Source organism: Candidatus Pantoea rara (genome assembly GCF_051136265.1).
Classification (GTDB): Bacteria; Pseudomonadota; Gammaproteobacteria; order Enterobacterales; family Enterobacteriaceae; genus Pantoea; species Pantoea rara.
Map to the genome: position 1 here is coordinate 2,242,836 of NZ_CP194942.1, position 15,163 is coordinate 2,257,998.

Below are 15,163 nucleotides of genomic sequence, written 5' to 3' on the forward strand. Positions count from 1 at the left end.
TCCCGGTATTTCACCGCTGCGAAGAACCGTTTTCGAGAATCTCATGAATAAAACCGACGAACTGCGTACCGCACGCATTGGTAGTCTGATTACCCCCGCCAGCCTGGCGGCCGAACATCCTGTCTCTGCGGCAATTGCTGACAATGTCACTGCTGCCCGTAAACGTATTGCCCGTATTCTGACCGGTGAAGATCCCCGCCTGCTGGTGGTGATCGGTCCCTGCTCGCTGCACGACCCAAAAGCGGCCCTGGACTATGCTGAGCGTCTGAACGCGTTACGCAGCCGCTATGAAGACCGGCTGGAGATTGTGATGCGAGCCTACTTCGAGAAGCCGCGCACGGTAGTGGGCTGGAAAGGCTTAATCTCCGATCCGGATCTGGATGGCAGCTATGATGTAAACCGGGGTATCGGCATCGCCCGCAAGCTGCTGATTGATATCAACGCGCTGGGTCTGCCTACCGCTACCGAATTTCTGGATATGGTGATCGGCCAGTTTATTGCCGACCTCATCAGTTGGGGCGCAATTGGCGCCCGCACCACGGAAAGCCAGATCCACCGCGAAATGGCGTCGGCACTTTCCTGCCCGGTCGGCTTTAAAAACGGTACCGATGGTAACGTACAGATTGCCGTGGATGCGATCCGTGCTGCGCGCGCCAGCCACATGTTCCTGTCGCCGGATAAGCTGGGCCAGATGACCATCTATCAAACCAGCGGCAATCCGCATGGGCATGTGATCCTGCGTGGCGGCAAGCAGCCTAACTATCATGCCAGTGATGTCGCCGCCGCCGCAGAAAGTCTGTCGGCGTTTAATCTGCCTCAGCAGCTGGTGATCGACTTCAGTCACGCGAACTGCCTGAAGCAGCATCGTCGCCAGATGGATGTCGCGGCAGAGGTGGCAGAGCAGATTAAATCGGGATCGCGGGCCGTTGCCGGTGTGATGATTGAAAGCTTCCTGGAAGAAGGCAATCAGAAAGTGGTGAGCGGCGAACCGCTGGTTTATGGTAAGTCGATAACCGATCCCTGTCTGGGCTGGCAGGAGAGCGAACAGGTGCTCTCCCTGCTGGCAGAGGCGGTTTCTCACCGCCTCTGAGTATGGATTAGCTGGAGCAGCTCACCTCTAAAGTCTTGCCCCAGTCTGGCGGCCGCTGACGATACTCAGCGGCTGTCTCATCACTAAAGGGTTGCTGTAACGCCTGATGCAAATGTGCCAGCGCACCCTGCTCGCCCCGCTCCGCCTCTTCAATTGCCTGCTGTGCCAGATAGTTGCGCAGAATCACCGCCGGATTGGCGGCCTTCATGACTGCCTGACGCTCTTCATCGCTCACCTGCTCCTCCATGAGACGGTTGCGATAGCGCAGATACCAGCCATCAAATGCCTCACGATCGATAAATTCATCGCGCAGCGGTGAGCGGCTTTCAGCCTGTTGAGTCTCACTCAGCAGCCGGAATGTCAGGGTATAATCGCTGTGCTCCTGCGTCATCAGTGCCAGCAGATCCGTCAGAATCTGATTGTCGCTGCTCTGCTGGGTCAGCAGGCCGAGCTTCGCCCGCATCCTTTCACCCCAGACCCGCATTAATTCAGGTTCATAAGCGCTCAACGCCGTCCGCAGCTGCTCGGTGGTCAGCAGACCCGATAACGCATGTGCCAGCCGGTTGAGATTCCACATGCCAATCATCGGCTGATTTTCAAAGCTGTAGCGCCCCTGATAATCACTGTGATTGCAAATGAAGTCAGGCTGATAATCATCAAGAAACCCGAAGGGGCCATAGTCAATGGTCAGGCCAAGAATCGACATGTTGTCGGTGTTCATCACCCCATGTGCAAAACCCACACTTTGCCACAGCGCAATCAGCCGCGCGGTGCGTAACACAATGTCGGTGAACCACTGTTGATAGCGGTCCGCTTCCTCTGCCAGGTGCGGCCAGTGATGACGGATGGCGTAGTCGGCCAGCTGCTGCACTTTCTCCTGCTGCTGGCTGTAAAAGAAATGCTCGAAATGGCCGAACCGCAGATGGCTCGGTGAAATGCGCATCAGCATCGCACCGCGCTCGGGAGTTTCGCGGTAGACCGGCTCATCGCCTATCGACAGAGTCAATGCGCGCGTGGTGGGAATGCCCAGATGGTGCAGCGCTTCCGAAGCAAGAAACTCCCGCACGCTGGAACGGATTACGGCACGACCATCACCCATGCGTGAATAAGGTGTCAGACCTGCGCCCTTGAGATGCCAGTCCAGCTTACTGCCATTCTCCAGACGCTGTTCACCCAGCAAAATGCCGCGCCCGTCGCCCAGCTGGCCTGCCCAGACACCAAACTGATGGCCGCTGTACACCTGCGCCAGTGGCTGCATGCCGGGCAGCAGGGCCGCGCCGTGCCAGACATCATGACCGCGACCGTCAAAGAGCGCGCTATCCAGTCCCATTGAAGTGGCAAGCGGTGCGTTGTGATACAGCAGGCGTCCGCCTGTCAGCGGTGTAGGGGTAAGCGCGGTGTAACACCCTGTCAGTTCACGGAACCAGGTGTTGTCAAAAGAGGCTTTGTCTGAGGACATTGTTTCTCCCATGCGCTGCTCAGCGATACGTAGATTAGTTCTCTAGTGTAACGCTGATAGCGGGGATTAACAGGAAGTATCAGCCGGGATGCTGAGAGGATGGCATACGATCGTCGGCGCAGAGCAACGAACGCAGTGCATCAGATTTAACCACGGAGAAAAGTGCCCCCTGGAAGTCGGCACCGTCAAGCTGGCTGACTTTATCGAACAGCATTTCATCGTCAACGCCACAAATAATGAGGCGGTCACAGTGAGCGCGGAAATTATCAATAATGCTCTGGATAAATGGCACGAATGAAGCGCGTTTTGCCAGCGAATGAATAAATTCTTTGTCCAGGCAGATGCAGCTGAATAAATTATCGTAGACCGCATTCGAGGGAGTCTTGCCCGCCCCGAAATGGGAAATTGCTAAATTAAACTCAGCATGCAGGTCAGCCAGCAGGGGATTATTTTTGCCCAGCTTCAGTTGCGGAAACGTTTCAGTGATATTCAACAGAATGAACGGCAGCTGCTTTATTTTGCGCATGACTAATTCACTCGCCAGGAGCGTCCGGGCCATACCTTCATCAATACGGATAAATGCTGACACCGAATGCGCTTCAAATAACGCACGATTCTGCTCCAGCAGTCCAATCTGACTTTGCAGCAGGCGCAACTGCTGCGACTCCTCAAGCTGCGGCAGCAACAGATCCTGCGGCAGAGTGATGGGGGCATTTTCATGCACAAATTGCGTTACCAGCTCGACAGCGGTCAACCGTCCGTGAACATCACAGACAGGATAAAACCAGATTTCCGACTGATAGTCGGCCGAGAGATGAATTTTCATTTTAATGCCAGAATAAGCGGCGATGGAGATATCGTATAGTAATGGTCAGGCGCAGGCAAGAGCGCCAAATCATTGAAGAGACGAACTTCTTTACCCTTCCACTGCCGTTTGACAACCGTCGATCACGCTTAAGCCAAATAGTCGCGCTAAAATAGCGGTTATTAGTGGAATTAAATAAGCATTAATTATGTTTATTAAAATCCATGCTCAATAACAGTCATTTAAAATAATACTTTTATTCTCTGTTTTAACTCTATTTAAAATTGGACTTAAGTCAGATTTGGCTGGCTGCGTTTAAATACGGCGCGCCTGCCAGAACACTTTTCGCCAGTAGACATTGTCGAGCGAAGAGCGGATCACCCCCTGGCTGGTTGAAGCGTGGATAAAGGCGTTATCGGTGTCATAAATGCCCACATGCAGGCCATTCTCGCCGCGACCGGTTTTGAAGAACACCAGATCGCCGGGCAGCAGGTCATCTTTGCTGATTTGCGTGCCAATATCGCTTTGGGCTGAGGTGGTGCGTGGCAGTTGCAACGCAAATTTGTCACGGAAGGTCAGATAGACAAAGCCAGAGCAGTCAACACCGTTACGACTCATGCCGCCATAGCGATAAGGCGTGCCACGCCAGTGGCCGAGCTGATCGTTCAGTTCCGCTATCACGGTGATCGAATCGGAAAGACGGCCATTTATCGGCGGAGCGCGATGACTGCATCCCGTCAGCAGCAGAACTAAAATCAGCAAACCCAGGCGCATTGCCAAATGTCCTTATCAGAAGTTGCAACCGGCTTAATGTAGCGGTAAAGCCCGCCAGGTAGCAAGTGTCAGGGCAGCACAGTTAATAGCGTGCGTCCTTCGAGTTGAATCTGCCGGAATGCTATCTGGTAGAGCGGAGTCAGGCGCTGCGGCGTCAGGACTTTAGCCGGTTCGCCCTGCGCAACCACCTGGCCCCTGTTCATCAGCCAGACCCGATCGGCCTGTTGCAGGCTGTGGTTAAGGTCGTGACTACTGGCGATTACGCTGATACCTGCCGCGCACAGCTCCGCAATCAGATCGTCGACCGCTTTCTGCTGGCCGATATCCAGCGCCGTCAGCGGCTCATCGAGGATCAGTAGCCGCCCGTGAGGATTGATGAGGGGATCAATTTGCGCACAGACTGCCGCCAGCCTGACGCGCTGCCATTCACCACCGGAGAGTCGGGTCAGCGAACGGGATAATTTATCCTGCAGCTGAAGCCGTTCCAGCAGCGTGGTGAGTCGGGCATCGGACTGCGAGCCCGCCTGTTTAAGATGCAGACGCAAATAGTGCCAGACCGGCATCTGACTCAGCGGCGCCTGCTGTTGTGGCAACCAGCCGCGAATCCTGGACAATGCCGCGCCGTTCCAGTCACTCAGTGGCTTTTCATCCAGCATTACTGTGCCGGAGGCGGGTTGCAGTCCGGCAAGTACGCTAAGTAAGGTGCTTTTGCCTGCCCCGTTCGGCCCTGCCACGTGCAACAGCTGACCGGCGGCAAGCTCACCGGTCAGTGGTAGCAGCCGTCCGGCAACGGCTGCCTGTTGCAGGCGCAACAGCATCTATTTTGCCAGCGCCTGCTTAATGGTTTCCAGAATGATCGGATCTTCCGGCGTCATGTCAGGTGCAAAACGCTGAATCACGCTGCCGTCACGGCCAATCAGGAATTTTTCGAAATTCCACAGAATGTCGCCCTGCGCTTTCGGGGCGCGCCCTTTACTCTCCATACGCTCGTAAAAACCGCTTCCTTCCGGACGCACGGCTTCGGGCCGGGCCGCAATCATCTGAGCATAGAGCGGATGACGACCTTCGCCATTGACCTCGGTTTTGGCAAACATCGGGAACGTGACGCCATAGGTCGTGCTGCAGAAGGTTTTGATCTCTTCACTGCTGCCCGGCTCCTGCTCCAGAAACTGATTGCAGGGGAAACCGAGTACGCTGAAGCCCTGATCCTGCCAGGCTTTCTGCAGGTTCTCCAGCTCTTCATATTGCGCCGTCAGGCCACATTTCGAGGCAACATTGACCACCAGCAGGACCTGACCCTGCCACTGTGACAGCGTAGTTTTTTCTCCGTCGAGCGTAACCAGTTCAGTCTCATAAATGTTCATGCTATTTCCTTTGTGGATGCTGTTGTGGATCCAGAATAACCAGCCGAAGCTAGCGCGAAGATTTCACCAGTAAAATAATAAACAGTGGCGCGCCCAGTGTCGCTGTGACGACACCTATCGGCAATTCTGCCGAGGTCAGCGCCAGACGTGCCACGATATCGGCGGCCAAAAGCACAGCCGCGCCCGCCAGCGCCGAGGCCGGCAGCAGATAACGGTGGTCGCTGATGCCACTCAGGCGCAGGAGATGCGGGATCACCAGTCCGACAAAGCCAATGGCACCGGCCATCGCGACGCTGATGCCTACCAGCCAGCCCATCGCCAGCACCAGGAGGTTCCGCCAGTAGAAGAGTGACAGCCCGAGCTGACGGGCAGAGGTCTCGCCCAGGGCCAGCAGATTGAGAATCGGTCCGGTCGCCCCCAGCGCCAGCATCACAGGCAGCAGGGCCAGCAGCATCCAGCCGTAGCGCCAGTCAATCCCGCTGAATCCCCCCATCATCCAGTACATCAGCTGACGCAGATCGAGACTGGTGCTGAAGTAGACCGCCCAGGTCATGATGGCGCTGCAGATAATCCCCAGTGCCACGCCGGTCAGCAACAGCCGGGCGACCGAGAGCTGACGATGCGCAAAATGCAGCAGAATCAGTGTAATAATCAGCGCACCTGCCATCGCCGCCAGTCCCAGGCTCCACAGTGAGCCACTGCCCAGCAGCACGCCAAGCACCAGGCCGATACCGGCTCCGTTCGAGACACCAAGCAGGCCCGGCTCCGCCAGCGGATTGGTGAACAGCGCCTGCATCACAACACCGCATACCGCCAGAGAGGCGCCCACCAGCACCACCGCCAGGCTGCGGGGCAGCCGCAACTGCCAGACGAAGAGTCTGCCGCTCTCGGTGAACCATGCTGAAGGCGCAATCCAGCTGTCTCCGGCACAAAGGCTGACACAGAGCAGTACAGCAAGCATAAGAGCCAGCGCAATCAGCCATTTCTGGCCGCGCCGATCGGACTGGCGCGCGAACGTGTCGAGCAGAGACATAAGCAGGATTAGCTGAGAAAACAGTGATTTGATTGTAGAGGGATTGCAGAAAAAAGAAAGGCGGATAAAGCGGGTTGCGCCGGGCTGACGTGGACATCAACGGGCGCGGGGAGCTGAGATGATGCATGCCGAAACCATGAAAAAAGGCCGCTTTCGCGGCCTTTTTGAAACGCTGAAATTCAGTCAGTCTCTTTGGGTGTAGCGTTCTCTACGCGGCTTTTCAGCTTCTGTCCTGGGCGGAACGTTACTACGCGACGCGCAGTAATCGGAATATCTTCACCCGTTTTCGGGTTTCTGCCAGGACGCTGGTTTTTGTCACGCAGGTCAAAATTACCAAACCCAGACAGTTTTACCTGTTCTCCATTCTCCAAAGCGCGACGTACCTCTTCGAAAAACAGCTCTACTAACTCTTTGGCATCGCGTTTGCTCAGCCCGAGTTTCTCAAACAGGTACTCTGACATCTCAGCTTTTGTAAGCGCCATAGGTTCAATCCCTCAAGGTTGCCTGGAATCGCTCTTTTAATGCCGCAACGCATTTGCCAACGGTCGCGGCAATCTCCTCTTCTTCGAGTGTCCGGCTGGTATCCTGCAAAATCAGGCTGATTGCGAGGCTCTTGTAGCCCTCAGAAACGCCCTTACCGCGGTACACGTCAAACAAGTTTACGCCAACTACCTGATTTACGCCAACTTTCTTACACTCCGCGATGATATCTGCTGCAGGCACGTTTTCAGCCACCACAACGGCAATGTCACGACGGTTCGCCGGGAAGCGAGAAATCTCGCGCGCGTCAGGCAGGACGCGGTCTGCGACCTTATTCCAAAGCAGTTCAAAGACTAAGGTGCGGCCATTGAGATCAAGCTTACGTTCCAGCTCAGGATGAACCACGCCGATAAATCCGATATGTTCATCATGCAAATAAATCGCCGCGCTCTGTCCTGGATGCAACGCCGGATTCACTTCAGCCCGGAAGCTGATGTCATCCAGTTTGCCGGTTAAATCGAGCAGCGACTCTAAATCGCCTTTCAAATCATAGAAGTCAACTGTCTGACGCGCCAGATCCCAGTGCTCTTCAACGCGGTTACCGCTGATGACGCCAGCCAGCATAAGATCCTGACGGATGCCTAAATCTGCCTGCGTATCCGGCACAAAGCGTAAGCCGCTCTCAAACAGACGCACGCGACTCTGCTGACGGTTCTGGTTGTAGACCACCGCGCTGAGCAAACCCGTCCAGAGTGACAGACGCATCGTCGACATATCGCTGGAAATCGGGCTTGGCAGTAGCAGCGCCTCTTCACCTGGATGCAGTAACTGCTGGATTTTCGGATCGACGAAGCTATAGGTAATCGCTTCCTGATAACCTTTGTCCACCAGCAGGTTTTTAGCGCGTTTCAGCGACAGATTTGCTTCGCGATGCTGAGTCATAACCAGACCAGCCTGCACCGGCACATCCGGAATATTGTTATAGCCGTAGATACGGGCCACTTCTTCAACCAGATCTTCTTCAATCGCCATATCGAAGCGCCAGGCCGGAGCGACAGCCTGCCACTGCCCTTCACCCACAGTCACTTCGCAGCCGAGACGGGTCAGAATATCAGTGACCTGCTCATCCGCAATCACGTGACCAATCAGACGGTCCAGCTTTTCACGACGCAGCATAATGGTCGCCGGTACCGGCAGGGCAGCCTGATGGGTCTGATCGATGATCGGGCCCGCTTCACCGCCACAGATTGACAGCAGCAGCTGGGTAGCACGCTCCAGCGCGGTATGTTGCAGCGCCGGATCAACGCCACGCTCGTAGCGATGTGACGCATCGGTATGCAGACCGTGACGACGGGCGCGGCCAGTGATAGAGAGCGGATCGAAGTAAGCGCACTCGAAAAGGATGTTCTGCGTTTCGCCGTTCACGCCCGAATGTTCGCCACCAAAGATACCGGCCATGGCCAGCGCTTTCTGATGATCGGCGATGACTAAGGTGTCACTCTGCAGGCTGGCTTCAGTGCCATCCAGCAGCGTCAGCTTTTCGCCCTCTTTCGCCAAGCGAACCACGATACCGCCGTCAATGCGGTCGAGGTCGAAGGCGTGCATCGGCTGGCCCAGTTCCAGCAGGACGTAGTTGGTGATATCCACCACCGGATCGATTGAGCGAATGCCACAGCGACGCAGCTTCTCTTTCATCCACAGTGGCGTAGCCGCCGCGACGTTAATCCCCTTCACTACACGGCCCAGATAGCGCGGACAGGCTTCAGTTGCATCAACCTGAATCGGGAATGTTTCATTCAGCGTAGCCGCGACAGGTTGTATCTCTGGCACGTTCAGCGGTAAACCGTTCAGCACGGCGACATCACGGGCGATACCGATCAGACCCAGGCAGTCGGCACGGTTAGGCGTGACGCTGATTTCAATAGTGTTGTCGTCAAGTTGCAGGTAAGTGCGGATGTCAGTACCCACCGGCGCATCGGCGGGCAGTTCAATGATGCCGTTGTGGTCGTCGGAAATACCCAGCTCGGAGAACGAGCAGAGCATGCCTTCAGATGGCTCGCCACGCAGTTTGGCCGCTTTGATTTTGAAATCACCTGGCAGCACGGCGCCCACAGTCGCGACGGCGACTTTCAGCCCCTGACGGCAGTTCGGCGCGCCACAGACGATATCCAGCAAGCGATCGCCGCCCACGTTGATTTTGGTCACGCGTAGCTTGTCGGCATTCGGGTGCTGGCCGCACTCCACCACTTCACCGACTACGACGCCGTGGAATGCGCCGGCAACCGGATCAACGCCGTCAACTTCCAGACCGGCCATGGTGATTTGTTCAGACAACGCGGCGCTGTCCAGGGCTGGATTTACCCATTCGCGTAACCAGAGTTCACTGAATTTCATTGGATATCCTGCCCTTACTTAAATTGTTTGAGGAAACGTAAATCATTTTCGAAGAAAGCACGCAGATCGGTCACGCCGTAGCGCAACATGGTCAGACGCTCCATGCCCATACCAAAGGCGAAGCCGGAGTAAACTTCCGGGTCGATGCCGACATTGCGCAGCACATTAGGGTGGACCATGCCGCAACCCAGCACTTCCAGCCACTTGCCGTTTTTACCCATGACGTCCACCTCTGCGGATGGCTCAGTGAACGGGAAGTAAGAAGGACGGAAACGAATCTGCAAATCTTCTTCGAAGAAGTTGTTCAGGAAATCGTGCAGCGTGCCTTTCAGATTGGTAAAGCTGATGTTTTTATCAACAATCAGCCCTTCCATCTGATGGAACATTGGGGTGTGAGTCTGATCGTAATCGTTACGGTAAACGCGGCCGGGCGCAATAATGCGGATGGGCGGCTGTTGAGCCTTCATGGTACGGATCTGTACGCCCGAGGTCTGCGTTCGCAGTAAACGCGTAGCATCGAACCAGAAGGTGTCATGATCGGCACGCGCCGGGTGATGGGCAGGAATGTTCAGCGCATCGAAGTTATGATAATCATCTTCAATTTCTGGTCCGGTGACGACGCCAAAGCCTAACTCACCAAAGAAGGTCTCAATGCGATGCATAGTGCGGGTCACCGGATGCAGCCCCCCATTCTCAATGCGACGGCCCGGCAGCGAAACATCGATGGTCTCCTCCGCCAGACGGGCATTCAGCACTGCGGATTCCAGAGCATCTTTACGCGCATTCAGGCGCTCGGTGACCTGCTGTTTAGCTTCGTTGATTATCGCACCCGCTGCAGGACGTTCTTCTGCTGGCAGCTCGCGCAACGTCGTCATCTGCAGTGTCAGATGTCCTTTCTTTCCCAGGTATTCGACGCGCACCGCGTCAAGGGCGGCGATATCCGTCGCCCCGTCGATAGCCGCTGTGGCGCTGGCCACCAGTTCTGCGAGTTGGGACATAGTTTCCTCTTTTTCCAGTCAGGCTGGTCAGTTCTCGTTGGGACCTGCCGGTCCAATATACTTACGCCAGAAACAAAAAAGCCTCCACGAGGGAGGCTTTCAGCGCGATTTTTCGTTTCTTCTCTTATGCGCAAAAGCCCCCGAATGTCAGGCGCTAAAGTAAAAAAAGAAACGGAAAATAGCAGCATTCATGCTTGCGGTTACCTTGTCATGCTATACAGGGGGTACTATTGAAATGCTCAGCGACGAAAAAGTCAATCTTTTGCGTAAGTTACAGGCAATAAAAAAGGGAGCAAGCTCCCTTTTCCATCTGACTTACGCCAGGGCTGATTTCGCTTTTTCGACCAGTGCAGAGAATGTCACTTTGTCGAATACTGCGATGTCGGCCAGGATCTTACGGTCAATCTCAATGGCTGCTTTTTTCAGACCATTGATGAAACGGCTGTAAGACATGCCGTTCTGACGAGCCGCTGCGTTGATACGCGCGATCCACAGCTGACGGAACTGACGCTTACGTTGACGACGGTCACGGTAAGCATACTGACCAGCTTTGATAACAGCCTGGAAGGCAACACGGTAAACACGTGAACGTGCACCGTAATAGCCTTTAGCTTGTTTTAAGATTTTTTTGTGACGTGCGCGAGCAACTACACCACGTTTTACACGAGCCATTTAGCTCTCCTGTTTAATATTCTGAATTAATGAAAAAAATTTACTTATGCGTACGGCAGGCAGGCAATTACCAGACCCAGATCGCCTTTAGACACCATGCCTTTCGGACGCAGGTGACGTTTACGCTTAGTAGATTTTTTAGTCAGAATATGACGCAGGTTTGCGTGTTTACGCTTGAAGCCGCCAGAAGCGGTCTTCCGGAAGCGCTTGGCCGCGCCACGTACAGTTTTAATCTTTGGCATTTTAAAAATATCCACTTCGCATTGTTAATAACATGACCCAGACAGGCGAACAGTTAACCGCACAGCGCGAACGCTGCGCGGTAAATGCTACTTGAAAGCCTACTGTTTCTTCTTAGGAGCGAGCACCATGATCATCTGGCGGCCTTCGATCTTCGAAGGGAAGGATTCGACAATGGCCAAATCCAGATCTTCACACAGGTCTTTACGAACGCGGTTAAGCACTTCCATACCGATCTGCTGGTGCGCCATTTCACGACCGCGGAAGCGGAGCGTGATTTTGGCTTTATCGCCTTCTTCCAGAAAGCGAATCAGGTTGCGTAGTTTGACCTGATAGTCGCCATCATCGGTTCCAGGACGGAATTTGATTTCCTTAACCTGAATAACTTTTTGCTTCTTCTTCTGTTCCTTAGAAGATTTGCTTTTTTCATAGAGGAACTTGCCGTAATCCATGATGCGGCAGACCGGCGGTTCGGCATTCGGGCTGATTTCGACTAAGTCGCCGCCCGCTTCCTCGGCTTTTTCCAAAGCTTCGCGTAATGTGACAATGCCAATCGGCTCGCCATCCATGCCTGTTAAGCGCACTTCGGTAGCACGGATTTCACTGTTAATTTTGTTCGGACGCGTAGGTAGTACTCGTTTTCCGCCTTTAATACTTTATTCCTCCAATTGTTGAAGATTTCGGCTGCGAATCTCTTGCTGAAGTTTCTCAACAAACACATCGACATCCATCGACCCAAGGTCTTTACCACGGCGGGTGCGAACGGCCACTTTGCCAGCTTCCACCTCTTTATCACCGCAGACCAACATATAAGGGACGCGACGTAATGTGTGCTCGCGGATTTTAAAGCCTATCTTCTCATTTCTCAAGTCTGCCTTCACACGAATGCCAGCATTCTGCAGCTTACGCGTCAAAGACTCAACATATTCTGCTTGTCCATCGGTAATATTCATTACCACGACTTGCAGCGGTGCCAGCCAGGTTGGGAAGAAACCGGCAAATTCTTCGGTAAGAATACCGATGAAACGCTCCATTGATCCCAGAATCGCACGGTGAATCATCACTGGCGTCTGACGATCATTGTTTTCACCCACGTAGGTTGCTTCAAGGCGTTTTGGCAGGGAGAAGTCTAGCTGAACTGTTCCGCACTGCCAGGCGCGATCAAGACAATCGTACAAGGTGAACTCAATTTTAGGACCGTAGAACGCGCCTTCGCCTGGCTGGAACTCAAACTCAATATTGTTTTCGTTCAGCGCGGCAGCCAGATCTTCCTCGGCACGATCCCACATCTCGTCTGTCCCAATGCGCTTCTCAGGACGGGTGGATAACTTCACCACAATCTTTTCGAAGCCGAAGGTGCTGTACATGTCATAAACCATGCGGATACAGCTGTTCACTTCGTCACGTACCTGCTCTTCTGTGCAGAAGACGTGTGCATCATCCTGGGTAAAGCCACGTACGCGCATCAGACCGTGTAGCGCACCTGATGGCTCATTACGGTGACAACTACCAAACTCTGCCATACGCAGCGGCAGGTCACGATAAGATTTCAGACCCTGATTAAAGATCTGAACATGCCCAGGACAGTTCATTGGTTTGATGCAATATTCACGGTTCTCAGATGAGGTGGTGAACATGGCTTCTTTATAGTTTTCCCAGTGCCCGGTTTTTTCCCACAGGACGCGATCCATCATAAATGGACCCTTAACTTCCTGGTACTGGTACTCTTTTAATTTGCTGCGGACAAACACTTCCAGCTCGCGGAAGATGGTCCAGCCATCATTATGCCAGAAGACCATGCCTGGTGCTTCTTCCTGCATGTGGTAGAGATCCAGCTGCTTACCGATCTTACGATGGTCACGCTTCGCCGCCTCTTCCAGACGTTGCAGATAGGCTGCCAGCTGCTTTTTGTCTGCCCATGCGGTGCCATAAATACGCTGCAGCATTTTATTGTTGCTGTCGCCGCGCCAGTAAGCACCGGAGATTTTCTGCAGTTTAAAATGATGGCAGAACCGCATGTTCGGCACGTGCGGACCGCGGCACATGTCGACATATTCTTCGTGATGATACAGGCCAGGCTTATCATCATGGCTGATGTTTTCATCAAGAATGGTGGTTTTGTAAATCTCGCCACGCGCCGCAAATACGTCGCGGGCTTCCTGCCAGCTGACCTTCTTCTTCACCACATCGTAGTTGGTTTCAGCCAACTGATGCATGCGTTTTTCCAGCAGGTCGATATCTTCCTGGGTCAGGGTACGATCAATGTCGACATCATAATAGAAGCCATTATCAATGACCGGGCCAATCGCCATTTTGGTATCCGGCCACAGCTGTTTAATCGCATGCCCTAACAGGTGCGCACAGGAGTGACGGATGATTTCCAGACCCGCTTCATCTTTAGCGGTAATAATCGCGACGGCGGCATCTTCAGTAATGGGATCAACAGCATCAACCAGTTCACCGTTGACGCGGCCAGCGATACAGGCTTTCGCCAGACCCGGGCCGATGTCGAGTGCAATATCCATGACACTGACAGGGCGGTCAAACACGCGCTGGCTGCCATCAGGAAGCGTAATTACAGGCATTTCATATCCTTATTTGCAGTGGTAAGCCACACGAAAGCTTACATGCAACGTAATGTAAAATTAGTGACCTGGCGTGATATCAGACCCACATTGTCGGAATGTCACCAGGATTGCAGTGCGGAGCAGATGATAGCAGTTTTCCGCAGCGAGAAAAACCCATGCCCTTTTCGCTAAGCCATGGAGAGAACAAAAAAAAGCGGCCTGACACAGTTGTCAGGCCGCTCTCAAGACTGCAGGCAAAAATGCGCTTACATCGCGTAAGAGAGCATGATTGAGGTTTTGGTATCGGTACGATCCGGCGCAGATTCTGCCGGATGGTTGTTCCAGCTGACGTTGTAAGCCAGCTTCAGCGCGAAATGGCTGTTGATCGCCACCTGCAGACCGGTTTCGGAGTTCACTGTGGTGTCTTCTCCGAAGCTGCTCAGCACAGAGACGCCCTGAATGAATTTGGTGGTATCGGTCAGCTGCCACTGATAGCTGACTGCGCCATAGCCCAGCGCCTTGGTCTGATGGCCGCCAGCGTGATAATCGTCATAACGTACACCCGGACCTACTTCCGCACGCAGCGAGTGTACCGGGCCATTCAGAATCTGACGACCATAACCGGCAGTCAGGACATCGCGTGAATCGTAACCGTTGAATCGATCGCTTAACCAGCTCGCCTGTCCAAACAGGTAGTCATACGAATTCAGGTTATAACGTGAACGACCACCGATGTTGTACGTCTCTGACGAGCGCTCATCGTTAGATGAGGTGTTAGCTGCGTTACCCCACAAGCTGTATGCCATAGATGACTGATACCAGGTCATATTGGTCTGAGCCGTCATTGATGAACTGGTGGTGTTACCGGTTTGCGCCAGGTATCCCGCAGCAGCAGAACCTTCAAATGGCTTTTTAGCGGTAGAAGGATCATCCATTGATGTAAATACGGCGTTATCGGCCAGTGCCTGGTGACAAAAAGCTCCGGCGGAGAGCAAAAGAACAGCAGACAGCTTGTTATAGGCTTTCATTAAATGTGATCCGTGCGACTGTTTAAAAAACGGAGAGTCTGAAGCGTTTTGCCGGGCATTCAATGCAATTTACGGTAAGTTTTGTAAAAAATTATTAACTTACACAAAATGCCTGGAATTGCCCTGACAACCCCTGTTAATTGGGACTCATCTTATTAACGTCGCGCATTATAGTGCTGCCTGCCTGAAAAGCCAGACGCAACGGCAGAAGATTTTTAAGACATGCTGCTGGCTCCTTACAGAGATTTACGCTATGCGT

At 53.7% G+C, this 15,163-nt stretch carries 16 protein-coding genes and 1 other annotated feature; of the genes, 1 reads left to right on the forward strand and 15 read right to left on the reverse strand.

The window, feature by feature from the left end:
- Positions 1-43 precede the first annotated feature (43 nt).
- Positions 44-1,090, forward strand: a complete 1,047-nt coding sequence (locus ACR8BF_RS10570; RefSeq protein WP_179895892.1) for a 3-deoxy-7-phosphoheptulonate synthase — start codon at positions 44-46, stop codon at positions 1,088-1,090.
- 7 nt (positions 1,091-1,097) lie between these two features.
- Here the strand turns inward: ACR8BF_RS10570 and ACR8BF_RS10575 are convergent, their stop codons facing one another.
- The 15 genes from ACR8BF_RS10575 to ACR8BF_RS10645 all read right to left on the reverse strand — a co-directional run bounded on the left by ACR8BF_RS10575 (position 1,098) and on the right by ACR8BF_RS10645 (position 14,904).
- Positions 1,098-2,549: a protein adenylyltransferase SelO gene (locus ACR8BF_RS10575; protein WP_313698999.1), complete on the reverse strand. Its 1,452-nt coding sequence runs from the start codon at positions 2,547-2,549 to the stop codon at positions 1,098-1,100.
- A gap of 79 nt (positions 2,550-2,628) precedes the next feature.
- Complete coding sequence (locus tag ACR8BF_RS10580) at positions 2,629-3,375, reverse strand: EAL domain-containing protein (protein WP_179895894.1); 747 nt, start codon at positions 3,373-3,375, stop codon at positions 2,629-2,631.
- Positions 3,376-3,669: 294 nt separating this feature from the next.
- Positions 3,670-4,128 (reverse strand): C40 family peptidase, encoded by a 459-nt coding sequence (locus ACR8BF_RS10585; protein WP_313698997.1) that lies wholly within the window; start codon positions 4,126-4,128, stop codon positions 3,670-3,672.
- 68 nt (positions 4,129-4,196) lie between these two features.
- Positions 4,197-4,946 (reverse strand): vitamin B12 ABC transporter ATP-binding protein BtuD, encoded by a 750-nt coding sequence (btuD, locus tag ACR8BF_RS10590; protein ID WP_313698995.1) that lies wholly within the window; start codon positions 4,944-4,946, stop codon positions 4,197-4,199.
- The gene (locus tag ACR8BF_RS10595; protein WP_292992801.1) at positions 4,947-5,492 is read right to left on the reverse strand and encodes a glutathione peroxidase; all 546 of its coding nucleotides are present in this window, start codon (positions 5,490-5,492) and stop codon (positions 4,947-4,949) included.
- A 49-nt stretch (positions 5,493-5,541) separates the two neighbouring features.
- Positions 5,542-6,525: a vitamin B12 ABC transporter permease BtuC gene (btuC, locus tag ACR8BF_RS10600; RefSeq protein WP_313698993.1), complete on the reverse strand. Its 984-nt coding sequence runs from the start codon at positions 6,523-6,525 to the stop codon at positions 5,542-5,544.
- 179 nt (positions 6,526-6,704) lie between these two features.
- Positions 6,705-7,007: an integration host factor subunit alpha gene (ihfA, locus tag ACR8BF_RS10605; protein WP_003853259.1), complete on the reverse strand. Its 303-nt coding sequence runs from the start codon at positions 7,005-7,007 to the stop codon at positions 6,705-6,707.
- Positions 7,008-7,011: 4 nt separating this feature from the next.
- On the reverse strand, positions 7,012-9,399 hold the full coding sequence (pheT, locus tag ACR8BF_RS10610; protein WP_292992814.1) for a phenylalanine--tRNA ligase subunit beta: 2,388 nt from the start codon (positions 9,397-9,399) through the stop codon (positions 7,012-7,014).
- A gap of 14 nt (positions 9,400-9,413) precedes the next feature.
- Positions 9,414-10,397 carry a phenylalanine--tRNA ligase subunit alpha gene (gene pheS / locus ACR8BF_RS10615; protein WP_434744916.1) on the reverse strand — a complete coding sequence of 328 codons (984 nt, stop codon included), beginning with the start codon at positions 10,395-10,397 and terminating at the stop codon, positions 9,414-9,416.
- Positions 10,398-10,468: 71 nt separating this feature from the next.
- Positions 10,469-10,594, reverse strand: a sequence feature (Phe leader region).
- A complete protein-coding gene (gene pheM, locus ACR8BF_RS10620) occupies positions 10,545-10,589 on the reverse strand; it encodes a pheST operon leader peptide PheM (RefSeq protein WP_106120997.1) in 45 nt (14 codons plus the stop codon). Its footprint overlaps the feature before it by 45 nt.
- Before the next feature lie 118 nt (positions 10,595-10,712).
- On the reverse strand, positions 10,713-11,069 hold the full coding sequence (gene rplT / locus ACR8BF_RS10625; protein ID WP_098050756.1) for a 50S ribosomal protein L20: 357 nt from the start codon (positions 11,067-11,069) through the stop codon (positions 10,713-10,715).
- A gap of 44 nt (positions 11,070-11,113) precedes the next feature.
- Complete coding sequence (rpmI, locus tag ACR8BF_RS10630) at positions 11,114-11,311, reverse strand: 50S ribosomal protein L35 (RefSeq protein ID WP_010245683.1); 198 nt, start codon at positions 11,309-11,311, stop codon at positions 11,114-11,116.
- Positions 11,312-11,410: 99 nt separating this feature from the next.
- The gene (infC, locus tag ACR8BF_RS10635; protein ID WP_029519030.1) at positions 11,411-11,962 is read right to left on the reverse strand and encodes a translation initiation factor IF-3; all 552 of its coding nucleotides are present in this window, start codon (positions 11,960-11,962) and stop codon (positions 11,411-11,413) included.
- Between the two features lie 3 nt (positions 11,963-11,965).
- Positions 11,966-13,894 (reverse strand): threonine--tRNA ligase, encoded by a 1,929-nt coding sequence (gene thrS / locus ACR8BF_RS10640; protein ID WP_292992820.1) that lies wholly within the window; start codon positions 13,892-13,894, stop codon positions 11,966-11,968.
- A gap of 248 nt (positions 13,895-14,142) precedes the next feature.
- The gene (locus tag ACR8BF_RS10645) at positions 14,143-14,904 is read right to left on the reverse strand and encodes a DUF481 domain-containing protein (RefSeq protein WP_179895902.1); all 762 of its coding nucleotides are present in this window, start codon (positions 14,902-14,904) and stop codon (positions 14,143-14,145) included.
- Between the last annotated feature and the right edge of the window lie 259 nt (positions 14,905-15,163).